The sequence below is a fragment of the Methylobacter sp. BBA5.1 genome, from assembly GCF_000746145.1.
In the GTDB taxonomy this organism is placed as follows: domain Bacteria; phylum Pseudomonadota; class Gammaproteobacteria; order Methylococcales; family Methylomonadaceae; genus Methylobacter; species Methylobacter marinus.
In genome coordinates this window covers 148,931-161,896 of record NZ_JQKS01000006.1, presented here as the reverse complement: position 1 = coordinate 161,896, position 12,966 = coordinate 148,931, and the positions used below count along the sequence as shown (strand labels likewise).

Genomic DNA, 12,966 nt, shown 5'->3' with positions numbered 1-12,966 from the left:
TTACAACGCCTCTGCCTGGTCCACTGCGGACAAGGGCACAAGGTTGCCCACTGCGCGCTCAAGCTCGGCAAGATACCGATGCGTATCAGCCAGTGCCTGCTCAGCTTGCAACTGGGTCTGCATGCGGTTTTTCTCGCTACTGATCAGCGTCAGAAAATCGCCTCTGCCTGCCCGGTAATCCGCTATTGCGGCTTCGAGGTTTTCGTCAGCCAAAGGTAACAGTTTATTTTGATACAACTGGAACACATGGATGCTTTCATCAGTACGTTCGTATGCGATCTGCACCTCTTCCCTGATTTTAGCGATCTGATCAATGCGGTTCCACTCGTCCTGTTTCATCCTGGCCTGCGCTTCTCTTTCGGCGGCGCGGCGTTTGCTTTGATCCAGCGGAAGATTGACGCCAATACCGATGGTGAAACGCTTATTATCGTTGTCCCACAAACTGTTATAACCCGCCGTCAGGTTTATATCAGGATAGAACGTCTTGGTCGCCAGTTCGGTTTTGGCTCTGGCGGCCTGAATGCGCGCAATCAGCTGTTTAAGTTCAGGGCGTGATTGCAGGGCGTTGTTATGCAATGAGTGTGCATCGGGTAGAGAGCTGATCTCGGGCAGCTTTGAAGGAGGCGGAAGGGACTCATCGGGTGGGCGATTCAGCAGCGTATTAAGACGGGCAAGAATCGTCCGCCGTTCGCGTTCGCGCACAATAGCCTGATGCTCAAGCAGTGCAAGTTCCACATCGGCATGCAGAGCGTCCTGTTTGCTGGCCTGGCCGGTGCTGTAGCGGCTAACGGCAATGTTCCGAAATTGTTTCAATAACGCCCGGTTAATCCGGTTGATCTCAATGGCCTGATGAATGTAATACCAGTCAGCAAAAAGCGTTTTGGCTGTAGCTGCTATGAACAGCCTTAATGCATCTATGTTTTCGCTGGCTGCTTGGGCTTCATGAGTCGCGGCTTCCTCGCGCAATCGTAATTTCCCCGGCCAGGGTATTTTCTGCGAAATTTCAATGCGCTGTCCGAAGGCAGTCTGCGGACTGCCCACTGTCTGGGGCGCCATGCTATAGGCAAGCATCGGGTCATCCAATGCTGATTGTTGGTCAATGCGCGCAACGGAGGCCAGCCAGATTGCCCGGACAACTTCCAGTTGAGGATTCGCAGCCAGTACGGCAGATATCAATTGGGTTGATGACAAGACCAAATCCGCCTGAAGCGGATTTGCACGCGAAGCGCCCGAAAGAGGACGGGCAGGGATAGCCGGGAATGATTCGCCGCCCTGATTAAAAATGGCTTCAGCGGCTAGTGGGTTTGTGGTCCTGCTTAGGGCTAGAACCAGTAACATCAAACGAACAGGATGATAGTTGGATTTCATGGGAGTCTCTTTAACAATAAAGCAATTCAGATGTAAGCCAACTCTGCAAATAGGAATACGGTCCTTCGCTGCAATACAATCCGGTGGGCTGTAGGCACAAAAAGGAATTACGTGTGTAACAGAAGGCGTGTTACATCTGACTCACACCCGCTTAAAATCGCGGGTGAACAGATGCGTATCAGAAAGAGAGTCCGGTTTATATCCGAAGACGACGGGTGAGCAGATACGTGTATTTGTCACTGCTCAGTAGCAGCGGTGCATACGGTGGGATTGCAAGTCTGAGATCGGCTTGCAAGGACGCGGGCAAAATATCCTGATATTCAATGAGCGGTGGAGGTTGTGGTCCGTCCAGCAACAAGGTCAGAAAATCAACCGTCGAGGAGTTGGGTGCCGTGGCAACATCTGTCAATGAATCCTGGCTGACGTCACAGCAATGGCCTTGATCCATATTTTCCTGAATGGCGAAGGCTTCACTCATCGAGCAAGCGTCAGGCATGGACTCCCCGCAACAGCAAACCAGCTTCGGTTTGCCATCCATCAGCTCGCAGGCAAACAGTATCTGTGTTTGTGACAGCAGCGCAGTACACAAAAAGATCAAACTCAATACGCGCTGAAATGTTAAGTTGCGGAATATAGCCATGCTGCAATTTTAATCGAATGCATTTGGCAGGCAAAAATTATTTCGGCAAAACGTAAAAAGCATCAAAAAACGGTGTAGTGCGATAACGTCAAGTTTCGCCCCCAGAATGAAGGTCTGAGCATCAGCCTGCTGATCCGGGGCGATTCAGTACTAGCGACCGCTGTGGTTTCGTGTCGAAAAAACCTTATCCGGATGTGCATGGATATCACGTTGGCCCGATGGCAGTAAACCAGGCGTCATGCTCGTTCGGTTCGAGGGCCGCTGTTAGATAGTAGATTTGAACGCTGTTGTGGTTGCCATGTCGGGTCAGCAAGGGTTCCAGGTCATCAATCTGGCGGGACAAAAACGGATTTCACGGCTTCAACAGGAATGGGCCAGTCCCCAGTCCGATAGCCGGCTTCGAGCGTCAGGGTCGGGTGGAGGTGGATTTGTAGGGGAGTGCGCAGTTAGGCGCCGGCAGATCCATGTTATTGGCTTTGCAGGCGGGTATTCATCACTTGCTTGGCCTCTGTTCGGTCATCTTCCATATTTTTTTGGCGAAATCAGTGGGTACTTTGTCCTCCCGCAAGGCTTTTTCGACTCCCGGACGCAAATTGATTTATCCCTGTGCGGTCTTAAATCGCGTTGCGATCTTAAGAAAGTTCGGCCTAAAAGTCTTGAATGCACTATTTCGGTGCGTTATGAGCGAAAAACAGTTCTTTGTTTGGTGCAAGAAAAGTACTGGCATCGAGCAATAAAAACGTACTGATGATAACTGACTGAATACTGGACTATTTGGATGTTGGCATTATTAATGCTAGAGAATAAATAAACGTAATTGCTTCATCCTCCTTAAGTTTGTACCTTCTGGCGTCCTATATCTCGGATAGGGCGCTTTTTTTTGCTCAAAAGAGAGGCGGCGGCATCGAAGAGTGATGCGCTTTAAGCTGAATAAATCGCTTCAGTTTGCGCGGTGACCATTTGACAGGCTATTGCACAAAGCCTTATTCAATGGCATATAACCGCTTTTTCGAGCGACAAAATCCATTTTGTTGTCGACTTTGCTACAATTTTCGAGCGTTGCTTGCATGGGCGGCGGAAGGTCTGATTGGCGCGCAAGAAAATTTTAAAGTGAGCTGAGCGCCGTTGGCTTGACGATAGCGTGTCGGGTTTGCGTTTGCGAATGATGGCAGGATTAAGGGATGATGGTTCCTGGATCGGCCTGCAAGTCAGGGCCGCTTTTATTAATCGGCTTCTTCCTGCCGTTCTTGTCGATGCTGACGAACGTGATGTTGGTTTCAAACACCTGGGCGATGCTGCCGGTATCGCGATCCTCGCACGATACCTTGACGTTATAGGTTGCCGACGTCTTGCCGAGCCTGATCAGATTCGATTCAAACTTCAGGATGGAGCCGAGCTTAATGCTCTGTTTGAACACCACGTTATCAAGTCCAATCGTGACGAATTCATGGCCCGGAAACTGTAAATTGGCGGCGATATAGCCGATTTCATCTATCCACTGCAGCAGATTGCCGCCGAATAAATAGCCGTAATGATTCAGATGTTCGGGTAAAACCAGTTTGTAGTGATCCATCGTACGCCTCGTGTTTATAAGAATGTCTGAAAATTGGCTTGCTTCGGTGCCGGGTGAGTATTAACAGACGACAGCGATTAATGCGGGAAAGTTATTGTGGTTAAAGGGCGTCCGCCAGCATGGCATCCAGTTTCTTTTGCTGTTCCAGGGCGTACAGATCATCAAAGCCGCCGACATGATGTTCGCCGATATAAATCTGGGGCACGGTCCGGCGCCTGGTTTTGCGCATCATTTCCTCTCTCAGACCGGGTTGGCTGTCGACATTAAGCTCGGTATAGCGGGCGCCTTTTTTGTCGAGCAGGCGCTTTGCCATAATGCAGTAGGGGCAAAGGTTGGATGTATAGATCAGTATCTCGGGCATGTGTTTATTAATAAGGGCTAATATATGACGGCTATTCTATTCATTATTGGATTGCTGTTCAATGCCGATGGCCAATGATAATTGTTTAATCAATTCCCAGGCCGCCGACTGCGGCGTGTTGCCGAAAGACACCACGCCGTCTTCATGGCCGAGCATGGTAAATATTGAGGCATGCCGCATATTTCCGGATTGAAACAGTTGCTTGACCGCTATTGCCATTTCCACTGTGCCGTAGGGGATATCAGGCGGAGTATGGGGCAGGTTGAGTGCTTGGGTCTGGCGCCAGATTTCAGGGCTGTGCACGTGTATGACAGCTTGTATGGCTGGGCTCCGGGCATAGACGCAGGCATGTGTCAGGGATTCGGAGGAGGGTTTGCAAAGGCCGAGGGACTGAATCCGGTTTTTTTCGGGTTCGGCTTTAACGACAAGGCAGTAATGTTCGGGTTTTAATTGCTCAATATGCCCGGTTTGCGTGCCGCTGACAATGAACTGGTGACTGCCGGGCTCCAGTCGCTGGCTGATATTGCCGAATCCGATGTTGTCGTATCTATCGACGCATTGTCCGATAAGGCCGAGCCGGAAAAACACGGTGCGCCAGGCATTGAGCCCGGTTAATGGGGACGCGGGATTGAACGATTGCTGCCTGTGGTCCAGACGATACTTGATGACGCCTTCCTGTTCTCTCATCTTGTCGGGTTGGTGGTTGTTCGAGCATGACACTATATCCATTTGCAGCCGTGATTTGAATAGCGTGATCTTATGGATTAGAAAAATAAAACACGGAGATCGGGCATTGTGTTATAAAATTGGCAATTTTGAATTTGAAGACCGGATTGCCGGTCCACGAGACAAGTGGCTTAAGTTATGCGATGTCCGTTCTGCGGAGCACAAGATACGCGCGTTATCGATTCGCGACTGGCGAATGAAGGCGATCAGGTTCGTCGTCGGCGCGAATGTATCGCCTGTAAAGAAAGATTTACGACGTATGAGGCGGCCGAATTAACGTTGCCGCGCATTGTCAAGCGCAATGGCATTCGCGAACCGTTCGAGGAAAATAAACTGCGTTCGGGCATGTTGCGGGCCCTGGAAAAACGCCCGGTCGGCAGCGATGATATCGAGGCGGCCATTAATCGCATCAAAAGAGAGCTGATGGCCAAAGGCGAACGCGAGATATCGGCGCAGGAACTGGGCGAGAAGGTCATGAGGGAATTGAGTGTGCTGGATCATGTTGCGTTTGTGCGTTTTGCCTCGGTTTATCGCAGTTTCCAGGATGTCAGTGAATTCACCGACATGATTGAGCATTTACAGAAAAAATAGCTGATGCAGTCAACACAGCAAGATGCCGTTTACATGGCGAGAGCCATTATGCTGGCTAAAAGAGGCCGCTATACGACCGATCCGAATCCGCGTGTCGGCTGCGTATTAGTCCTGGAGGGCACCGTGATAGGCGAAGGCTGGCATGCTAAAGCCGGCCAGGGGCATGCGGAAGTCGAGGCCTTGAAAACCGTGGCCGATGCCAGGGGCGCGACAGCCTATGTGACATTGGAGCCTTGCAGTCATCACGGCAAAACCCCGCCTTGCTGCGATGCGCTGATACAGGCCGGCGTCAGCCGGGTCGTGGCGGCGATGCAGGATCCGAATCCGTTAGTGGCCGGCCGCGGTCTGGAAAAGCTGAAAGCGGCCGGCGTTGAAGTCAGTTGCGGCGTATTGGAACAGGATGCCCGGGCATTAAACCCAGGGTTTGTCAAAAGAATGGCCGAGAATCGCCCTTTCGTGCGCAGCAAGCTGGCGATGAGCCTGGACGGCAGGACTGCCATGGCATCGGGCGAAAGCAAATGGATTACCTCAGCCGAGGCCAGGGCCGACGTCCATAAGTTAAGGGCGCAAAGTTCGGCGATCCTGACCGGGATTAATACCGTGCTGGCCGACGATCCGGCGCTGAATGCGCGCCTGGATGACGAGGTCGTGCAGCCGCTCAGGGTCGTGCTGGACTCGCATCTGAGGATGCCGGTGACGGCGCGTATGGCAAGCTTGCCGGGGCGCAGCCTGATTTTAACCTGTTCGCAGGATGAGAAACGGTGGCAGCCGCTGCTGCAGGCCGGCTTTGAAGTTTACGGTCTGGCCGGCCGCCGCGATCGGCTTGATCTGAATAAGGTCCTGGATTTTTTGGCCGAGCAGCAGATCAATGAGGTATTGGTGGAAGCGGGTGCCATTCTGAATGGGGCCTTGCTGGCTGAAAACCGGGTCGATGAATGGATAGTCTATATGGCGCCCTGCGTTCTGGGCGATCAAGGGCGCGGATTATTTACCGTGCCGGGCATGCGGCATATGAGCGACAAGAAAAATTTTCATTTACGCGATGTCAGACAGATAGGTCCGGATTTAAAATTCACACTTACATCGCGGTAATCAAGGGTACTTTCCATGTTTACAGGCATCATACTGGCTATCGGGACAATAACGGCCATCGAACATCGCGCCGGTGATTGCCGGTTCAAAATTAACACCGGCAAGTTGCCGCTTAATGACGTCGCCCTCGGCGACAGCATCGCCGTTAACGGCGTCTGCCTGACGGCGGTCGAACTGGGCAAGGATTATTTTTGCGCCGACGTGTCCAATGAGACGCTGTCCCGAACCTTGCTAAGCGAAGCGGTTGTCGGGACGTTGGTTAATCTGGAGCTGGCTTTGACGCCTTCCACGCGCATGGGCGGGCACATCGTCAGCGGGCATGTGGATGGCATCGGTATGGTGGTCGAAAAAAAACCGGATGGCCGCTCTTTTCGGTTTAAATTCAAGGCGCCCGATAGCCTGGCCAAATATATCGCCGAAAAAGGGTCCATTTGCATCAACGGCATCAGTCTGACCGTCAACGATGTGGATGGCGCCGTGTTCAGCGTCAATATCGTGCCGCATACGCTGAAGGAAACGACGCTGGGCGAGGCCGTGCCCGGGACCCGGGTTAATCTGGAAGTCGATTTGCTGGCTCGCTACATGGAGCGCTTGATGAAGGGCGAGGCGGCGGCCTGTGCGCAAGGCGGCGTGACCGAGGCTTTATTGCAACAAGCCGGTTTTTTGGGTTAGAGGCATCAGTGAATACGATTGAAGAAATTATAGAAGATCTGCGACAGGGCAGAATGGTTATCATCATGGATGATGAAGACCGTGAGAACGAGGGCGATCTGCTCATGGCGGCGCCATTTACGCGTCCCGAGGATATTAACTTCATGGCCCGCTACGGCCGCGGCCTGATTTGCCTGACCCTGACCAGCGAACGTTGCCAGCAGTTGCGATTACCGTTGATGGTCAATGAAAATAAAACCGCGCATTCGACCAATTTTACCGTGTCGATTGAAGCGGCGACGGGCGTTACAACCGGTATTTCCGCGGCCGACCGGGCGCGTACCGTGCAAGCCGCGGTCGCCCCCGATGCGAAGGCCGAGGATCTGGTGCAGCCCGGTCATATTTTTCCGCTAATGGCCAAGCCCGGCGGCGTCTTGAACCGTGCCGGGCATACCGAGGCGGGCTGCGATCTGGCGCGTCTGGCCGGCGTTGAGCCTGCGGCCGTTATCGTCGAGATTCTTAATGAAGACGGCTCGATGGCCAGACGGCCCGATCTGGAGGTTTTTGCCCAGGAACACAATCTTAAAATTGGCACTATCGCCGATTTGATCCATTATCGTATTCAGCATGAAAATACCCTCGAACGTATCAGCGAATGCGCTTTGCCGACGGAATTCGGCGATTTCAGGCTTTTCGCCTACCAGGACCGCAATGACAATAATCTGCACCTGGCGCTGGTGATGGGGCGGATTTCGGGCGATGAGCCGGTCTTGGTCCGGGTGCACGCGCGCAATCTGCTGGACGATTTGTTTGCATCCCGGCGCAGCGGCGGCAGCGTTTCGATCCGCGAAGCCATGCAAAAAATAGCCGAGGAAGGGCGAGGCGTACTGGTGATCATCAGGCAGAGCGAAGACAATAAGTCTCTGATAGAACTGATTCATCATTACCAGCTGGAGGATCATGGCATCTCCGATCCGGTTCAGGCCGTGGAGCCAATGGACTGGCGCACGACGGGGACCGGCTCGCGGATCCTGGCTGACCTCGGGGTGCGCAAATTGAAAGTGCTGGGGACTCAAAAAAGATATGTCGGTTTGTCCGGATTTGATCTGGAAGTGGCCGGGCATGTCGGTATCGATGCCAGCTAGGGCGTCGTTTCGGAAAATAATATTAGTAATTTAAGTTGAGAAACAAAAATGTCGGCAATAAAAACTTATGAAGGAAATTTATCAGCCCAGGACGGCAGATTTTGTATCGTTGCATCCCGTTTTAACAGTTTTATCGTCGAGCAGCTGGAAGCGGGCGCTATTGATGCGCTGGTGCGCCACGGCGCTGCCAAGGCCGATATTCATCTGGTTAAAGCACCCGGCGCATTTGAACTGCCCATGGTGGTTCAGCGTGTAGCCGCCGCCAAAAAATACGATGCGATTATCGCGATAGGCGCGGTGATTCGGGGCGGCACGCCGCATTTTGAATATGTGGCCGGCGAATGCGTCAAAGGCTTGGCCAATGTCTCTTTGCAATACGATGTGCCGGTCAGTTTCGGCGTGCTGACTGTCGATACGATCGAGCAGGCGATAGAGCGCGCGGGCACGAAAGCAGGCAATAAAGGCGCGGAAGCCGCCCTGTCAGCCATCGAGATGGTCAGTCTGTTCAAGAATCTGGAAGTCTGATGAGTCAAGCGCGTACCAATGCCCGAAGAAGTGCTGTGCAGGCGTTGTATCAATGGCAGATGACCGGGCAGAATCTCAGTGAGATCGAACGGCAATTCCTGGAGGAAGAGCGGCTGAAAAATGCGCAAAAAAGCTATTTCACCGAGCTGTTTTATGGAATCCCTAAAAATCTCGTCGCCATTGATGAGGCTTTGTCAGAATTTGTCGACCGTCCGGTTGAGAAGATCGATCCGGTCGAAAGAGCCATTTTGCGTATCGGCGTTTATGAATTGATGCATCGGCTGGATATGCCGTACCGGGTTGTTCTGAATGAAGGCATCAACCTCGCGAAGGATTTTGGCGCCGACGGCAGCCATAGATACATTAACGGTATCCTTGACAAGGTGGCTCAAAAACAAAGAGCGCTGGAAATCAAGGCCAAATCAGAAGGTAACAAGCCGTAGTGCCGGCTTTAGTCATTCCAGGTATCAGTCTGTCCGCGGCAGTCAACCGTCAGGCAAGGCGGAAATATCGGCTTGGCAGGGAGCGCTAAATGGCTGCGCAGTCGTCTGAATTTGCCCTGATCAAGCGGTTTTTCACGCGTCAGCCCATCAAAAACCCGAGCACGCGTTTGGGTGTTGGCGATGATTGTGCGTTGATGGCTGTTCCCGATGGTTATGAGCTGGCTATAACCACCGACACGATGGTCGAAAACGTGCATTTTTTTGCCGGAACCGACCCCGAGCAACTGGGGCATAAATTGTTGGCCGTTAACTTGAGCGATCTGGCCAGCATGGGGGCCAGACCAGTCTCCGTGACCTTGGCTTTAACCTTGCCTGGTGTTGACGACGATTGGCTGGCGGCTTTTGCCAAGGGGTTTCTGGCATTGGCCGAGCGCTATTCGGTGGACTTGATCGGCGGCGATACGACATCGGGTCCCTTGACAATGACCGTTCAGGCCATGGGGCTGGTGCCGCGGGGGCAGGCGCTATTGCGCTCAACAGCCAGGCCGGGCGATTTCATTTATATGACCGGCTGCCTGGGCGATGCCGGGCTGGGGTTGAAAATAAAACAAGGCTATAACTGCGCAAATCCCGGTGCGGCCTTAAAGCGATTCAATACGCCCGATCCCGCTTGTGAGGCTGGGCAAGCCTTAATCGGCACGGCCAATGCCTGCATCGACCTGTCGGATGGTCTGGCCGGGGATTTGGGGCATATCCTGGCGCAGAGCAAGGTGGGGGCCTGTTTGAATTGGGATGATCTGCCGCTGTCGGCAGACGTACTGCGCTATATAAAAGAGACGGGCGACTGGCGGATGCCTCTTTGTGCCGGGGATGATTATGAATTATGTTTTACCGTTAGCCCTGAGAAGGCAGGCCAGTTGTCCATGGAGTGCAGTAGAATTGGCGTCATTGAGTCTCAGCCTGGGCTGCGGCTTAATAAATCAGGCGGCATTCAATCATTACAGGTAAAAGGTTTTGAGCATTTTTCTTAATACGCAGCTGGGCAAAAATAAATTGACACCGAGACAGATACTGAAGGATCCGGTTCTGTTTCTGGCTTTCGGTTTCGGTTCTGGATTGGCGAAAAAAGCCCCGGGAACCTTTGGTACCCTGGCGGCCGTGCCTGTTTATTGGCTGTTTGCCCAGGCCGATATCGTTGTTTATAGCGTATTGACACTGATCGTGACGATTGTCGGCATAAGCATATGCGGACAGGCTGCCAAAACACTGGGCGAGCATGATTTCGGCGGCATAGTCTGGGATGAAATCGCGGGTTACCTGATTACGATGTGGCTGGTGCCGTTGGCATGGCAAACCCTGGTGCTGGGCTTTGTCTTGTTCAGGGTGTTCGATATCCTCAAGCCATGGCCCATCCGATGGGTGGACCGGCATGTAGGTGGTGGTCTGGGCATCATGCTGGATGATGTTTTAGCGGGTGTATTTGCGGCTATCGTGTTATTGTCGGCAGTCAATTGGAATTGGATTTAGCCGGTGGCCCTCGACGGATTGACAAACTGTGTTCCGTCCATATGTGGCGAAGATGCTGTAGAATATAAAAAATAGTTTGCCAAATGGCAAAAAGTCTTTATAATACAAACATCAATCGCGGGGTGGAGCAGCTTGGTAGCTCGTCGGGCTCATAACCCGAAGGTCGTAGGTTCAAATCCTGCCCCCGCTACCACATTTTAGGAACCCCATTCATGGGGTTTTTTATTTTCTGGGCTTCGATAATCTGGAAGCCCGCCATTGATTGTTTATGGAAGAGCCTTTGGCTCTTTTTTTATGTGCGAAAGTAAGCGAGGAAAAAATGAAACAGGCTCCTGAGCATTTGGTTAATCTAATCGAGCCAATTGTTGAAGGTTTAGGTTATGAGTGTGTAGGCATTGAATATAATCCGCACCCTAAGCATGGTCTGTTAAGAATCTACATTGATAGTGAAAATGGCATTCTGTTGGATGACTGTACGCGCGTCAGTCATCAAATCAGCGGCGTCCTGGATGTCGAGGATCCCATACAAGGCAATTATCAATTGGAAATTTCTTCGCCAGGCGAGGACAGGCCATTTTTTAAATTAAGTCAGTTCGAACGGTTTATCGGTAGCACGGTATTAGTGAATTTGTTTAAACCCTTGGCTGGGCGTAGAAAAATTACCGGTCGGATTGAAAAAGTCATCGGCGATATTGTTACGCTTCAGGAAGGTGATGAGGTTTTTGAGGTGCCGTTTAGCGCAATGAGCAAAGCGCGTTTGGTGCCTGACTATTTAATTGAAAAAGGTGGGCGCAGTGGCAAATAAAGAAATTTTATTGGTAGTTGATGTTTTTTCTAATGAAAGGGATATTGAAAAAGAAATTGTTTTTCAAGCGATAGAATCGGCATTGGAAGCGGCCACTGTCAAGCGCCATGCCAATCAGATCAAAGCCCGTGTGCAGATTGACCGGAAAACCGGCGATTATGTCACATACCGGTGCTGGGAAGTTGTCGATGCCAATCCTAACATCGACGGTGATGTGGAATTTCCGGAAACACAAGTTCTTTTGGAGGTCGCCCGGCTGGATAACCCTGATGTACAGGTAGGCGATATCATTGAAGAGGAAATTGAGTCGGTCGATTTCGGGCGTATCGCCGCGCAGACGGCTAAACAGGTCATTATCCACAAGGTCAGGGAAGCCGAGCGCCGGAAAATTGTTGAAGCCTACAAGGGCCGGGTCGGCGAACTGATTACCGGGATTGTCAAACGCATTGAAAAAGGCAGCGTTTATCTGGACCTGGGCGGACATATTGAAGCTTATATTGCCAAGGAAGACATGATTCCGCGCGAGTCCGTCCGTATCGGCGACAGGATCAGAGGCTATCTGAAAGACGTGCGTTCAGAGCCGCGTGGACCTCAATTATTCGTTAGCCGGACGGCGCCTGAATTGCTGATTGCATTATTCCGGCTGGAAGTGCCTGAAGTGGGCGAGGGGTTGATTGAAGTATTGGCGGCAGCGCGTGATCCGGGTTCCAGGGCTAAAGTAGCGGTAAAAAGCAATGATCCGCGGTTGGATCCGGTCGGTGCATGCGTGGGCATGAGAGGTTCCCGGGTACAGTCGGTTTCCAATGAGTTGGCAGGCGAGCGCGTTGATATCATTCTTTGGAATCAAAGTGAGGCTCAATACGTCATTAATGCCATGTCGCCGGCTGAAATTCAGTCCATCGTCATAGATGAAGACAAGCACAGCATGGATCTGGCTGTCAACTCGGATAATTTGTCCCAGGCCATCGGCCGCGGCGGCCAGAATGTCCGGCTGGCGACACAGTTGACCGGCTGGGAGTTGAACGTTATCGACGCTTCTAAAGCCGAGGAAAGCAGTGAGGCTGAAGCGGGTGAAATAAAGCGTTTGTTTATCGAGCAGCTGGATATCGACGAAGAGATTGCGGCCGTTCTGGTCGAGGAAGGCTTTAATACGATTGAAGAGGTAGCCTATGTTCCGGTCAGCGAAATGCTGGAAATCGAAGGCTTTGATGAAGATCTCGTTAATGAACTCAGAAGTCGGGCCAAGGATGCCTTATTGATTAGCGCCATTGCCTCGGAAGAAATACTGGAAACCGCTGAGCCAGCGCAGGACTTGCTGGAAATGGAAGGCATGAACAGGGATCTGGCCTATGAAATGGCCAGTCAGGGTATTATTACGATGGATGACTTGGCGGAACAGTCGGTGGACGACTTGATGAAGTTTTCCGGAATAGATGAAGATCGGGCGGCAAAATTAATTATGAAGGCACGTGAGCCTTGGTTTGCCGAGGAACAGGTGAGTAAGTAAGGGGTGAGTAGG

The 12,966-nt window shown here is 52.0% G+C and carries 15 protein-coding genes and 1 tRNA gene; 11 read left to right on the top strand and 5 right to left on the bottom strand.

What is annotated here, in order from left to right:
- The 5 genes from EK22_RS05820 to EK22_RS05800 form a co-directional block, all read right to left on the bottom strand.
- A complete protein-coding gene (locus EK22_RS05820; protein ID WP_051961702.1) occupies positions 1-1,368 on the bottom strand; it encodes a TolC family protein in 1,368 nt (455 codons plus the stop codon).
- 196 nt (positions 1,369-1,564) lie between these two features.
- Positions 1,565-2,008 (bottom strand): hypothetical protein, encoded by a 444-nt coding sequence (locus tag EK22_RS05815; protein ID WP_020157917.1) that lies wholly within the window; start codon positions 2,006-2,008, stop codon positions 1,565-1,567.
- A gap of 1,174 nt (positions 2,009-3,182) precedes the next feature.
- On the bottom strand, positions 3,183-3,581 hold the full coding sequence (locus tag EK22_RS05810; protein WP_020157916.1) for an acyl-CoA thioesterase: 399 nt from the start codon (positions 3,579-3,581) through the stop codon (positions 3,183-3,185).
- A gap of 100 nt (positions 3,582-3,681) precedes the next feature.
- Positions 3,682-3,942: a glutaredoxin 3 gene (gene grxC, locus EK22_RS05805; protein WP_020157915.1), complete on the bottom strand. Its 261-nt coding sequence runs from the start codon at positions 3,940-3,942 to the stop codon at positions 3,682-3,684.
- A 36-nt stretch (positions 3,943-3,978) separates the two neighbouring features.
- Positions 3,979-4,671 carry a class II aldolase/adducin family protein gene (locus EK22_RS05800; protein ID WP_232216323.1) on the bottom strand — a complete coding sequence of 231 codons (693 nt, stop codon included), beginning with the start codon at positions 4,669-4,671 and terminating at the stop codon, positions 3,979-3,981.
- Between the two features lie 135 nt (positions 4,672-4,806).
- Between EK22_RS05800 and nrdR the strand changes: the two genes are divergently transcribed.
- The 11 genes from nrdR (at position 4,807) to nusA (ending at position 12,954) form a co-directional block, all read left to right on the top strand.
- Positions 4,807-5,259, top strand: coding sequence for a transcriptional regulator NrdR (nrdR, locus tag EK22_RS05795; protein WP_020157913.1), 453 nt, complete (start codon positions 4,807-4,809; stop codon positions 5,257-5,259).
- Between the two features lie 3 nt (positions 5,260-5,262).
- A complete protein-coding gene (gene ribD, locus EK22_RS05790) occupies positions 5,263-6,351 on the top strand; it encodes a bifunctional diaminohydroxyphosphoribosylaminopyrimidine deaminase/5-amino-6-(5-phosphoribosylamino)uracil reductase RibD (RefSeq protein WP_036248893.1) in 1,089 nt (362 codons plus the stop codon).
- A 15-nt stretch (positions 6,352-6,366) separates the two neighbouring features.
- Complete coding sequence (locus EK22_RS05785; RefSeq protein ID WP_036248890.1) at positions 6,367-7,023, top strand: riboflavin synthase; 657 nt, start codon at positions 6,367-6,369, stop codon at positions 7,021-7,023.
- A gap of 8 nt (positions 7,024-7,031) precedes the next feature.
- Entirely contained in the window at positions 7,032-8,147 is a 1,116-nt protein-coding gene (ribBA, locus tag EK22_RS05780) for a bifunctional 3,4-dihydroxy-2-butanone-4-phosphate synthase/GTP cyclohydrolase II (protein ID WP_020157910.1), read from the top strand.
- 48 nt (positions 8,148-8,195) lie between these two features.
- A complete protein-coding gene (gene ribE, locus EK22_RS05775) occupies positions 8,196-8,672 on the top strand; it encodes a 6,7-dimethyl-8-ribityllumazine synthase (RefSeq protein ID WP_036248887.1) in 477 nt (158 codons plus the stop codon).
- Positions 8,672-9,115: a transcription antitermination factor NusB gene (nusB, locus tag EK22_RS05770; protein ID WP_020157908.1), complete on the top strand. Its 444-nt coding sequence runs from the start codon at positions 8,672-8,674 to the stop codon at positions 9,113-9,115. Before ribE ends, nusB begins: the two co-directional genes overlap by 1 nt.
- An 89-nt stretch (positions 9,116-9,204) precedes the next feature.
- The gene (gene thiL, locus EK22_RS05765; RefSeq protein WP_036248885.1) at positions 9,205-10,146 is read left to right on the top strand and encodes a thiamine-phosphate kinase; all 942 of its coding nucleotides are present in this window, start codon (positions 9,205-9,207) and stop codon (positions 10,144-10,146) included.
- Positions 10,130-10,642, top strand: a complete 513-nt coding sequence (locus EK22_RS05760; protein WP_036248883.1) for a phosphatidylglycerophosphatase A family protein — start codon at positions 10,130-10,132, stop codon at positions 10,640-10,642. Before thiL ends, EK22_RS05760 begins: the two co-directional genes overlap by 17 nt.
- 116 nt (positions 10,643-10,758) lie before the next feature.
- Positions 10,759-10,835, top strand: a tRNA-Met gene (locus EK22_RS05755).
- A gap of 126 nt (positions 10,836-10,961) precedes the next feature.
- Positions 10,962-11,447, top strand: a complete 486-nt coding sequence (rimP, locus tag EK22_RS05750) for a ribosome maturation factor RimP (RefSeq protein WP_027147039.1) — start codon at positions 10,962-10,964, stop codon at positions 11,445-11,447.
- Positions 11,437-12,954: a transcription termination factor NusA gene (gene nusA, locus EK22_RS05745; protein WP_036248880.1), complete on the top strand. Its 1,518-nt coding sequence runs from the start codon at positions 11,437-11,439 to the stop codon at positions 12,952-12,954. The genes rimP and nusA overlap by 11 nt, the downstream gene beginning before the upstream one ends.
- Positions 12,955-12,966 lie beyond the last annotated feature (12 nt).

What these genes read in the sequence shown, in the direction of transcription:
- EK22_RS05820 (WP_051961702.1), bottom strand. Translation starts at nt 1,368, where the DNA reads ATGAAATCCAACTATCATCCTGTTCGTTTGATGTTACTGGTTCTAGCC.
- EK22_RS05815 (WP_020157917.1), bottom strand. Translation starts at nt 2,008, where the DNA reads ATGGCTATATTCCGCAACTTAACATTTCAGCGCGTATTGAGTTTGATC.
- EK22_RS05810 (WP_020157916.1), bottom strand. Translation starts at nt 3,581, where the DNA reads ATGGATCACTACAAACTGGTTTTACCCGAACATCTGAATCATTACGGC.
- grxC (WP_020157915.1), bottom strand. Translation starts at nt 3,942, where the DNA reads ATGCCCGAGATACTGATCTATACATCCAACCTTTGCCCCTACTGCATT.
- EK22_RS05800 (WP_232216323.1), bottom strand. Translation starts at nt 4,671, where the DNA reads ATGGATATAGTGTCATGCTCGAACAACCACCAACCCGACAAGATGAGA.
- nrdR (WP_020157913.1), top strand. Translation starts at nt 4,807, where the DNA reads ATGCGATGTCCGTTCTGCGGAGCACAAGATACGCGCGTTATCGATTCG.
- ribD (WP_036248893.1), top strand. Translation starts at nt 5,263, where the DNA reads ATGCAGTCAACACAGCAAGATGCCGTTTACATGGCGAGAGCCATTATG.
- EK22_RS05785 (WP_036248890.1), top strand. Translation starts at nt 6,367, where the DNA reads ATGTTTACAGGCATCATACTGGCTATCGGGACAATAACGGCCATCGAA.
- ribE (WP_036248887.1), top strand. Translation starts at nt 8,196, where the DNA reads ATGTCGGCAATAAAAACTTATGAAGGAAATTTATCAGCCCAGGACGGC.
- nusB (WP_020157908.1), top strand. Translation starts at nt 8,672, where the DNA reads ATGAGTCAAGCGCGTACCAATGCCCGAAGAAGTGCTGTGCAGGCGTTG.
- thiL (WP_036248885.1), top strand. Translation starts at nt 9,205, where the DNA reads ATGGCTGCGCAGTCGTCTGAATTTGCCCTGATCAAGCGGTTTTTCACG.
- rimP (WP_027147039.1), top strand. Translation starts at nt 10,962, where the DNA reads ATGAAACAGGCTCCTGAGCATTTGGTTAATCTAATCGAGCCAATTGTT.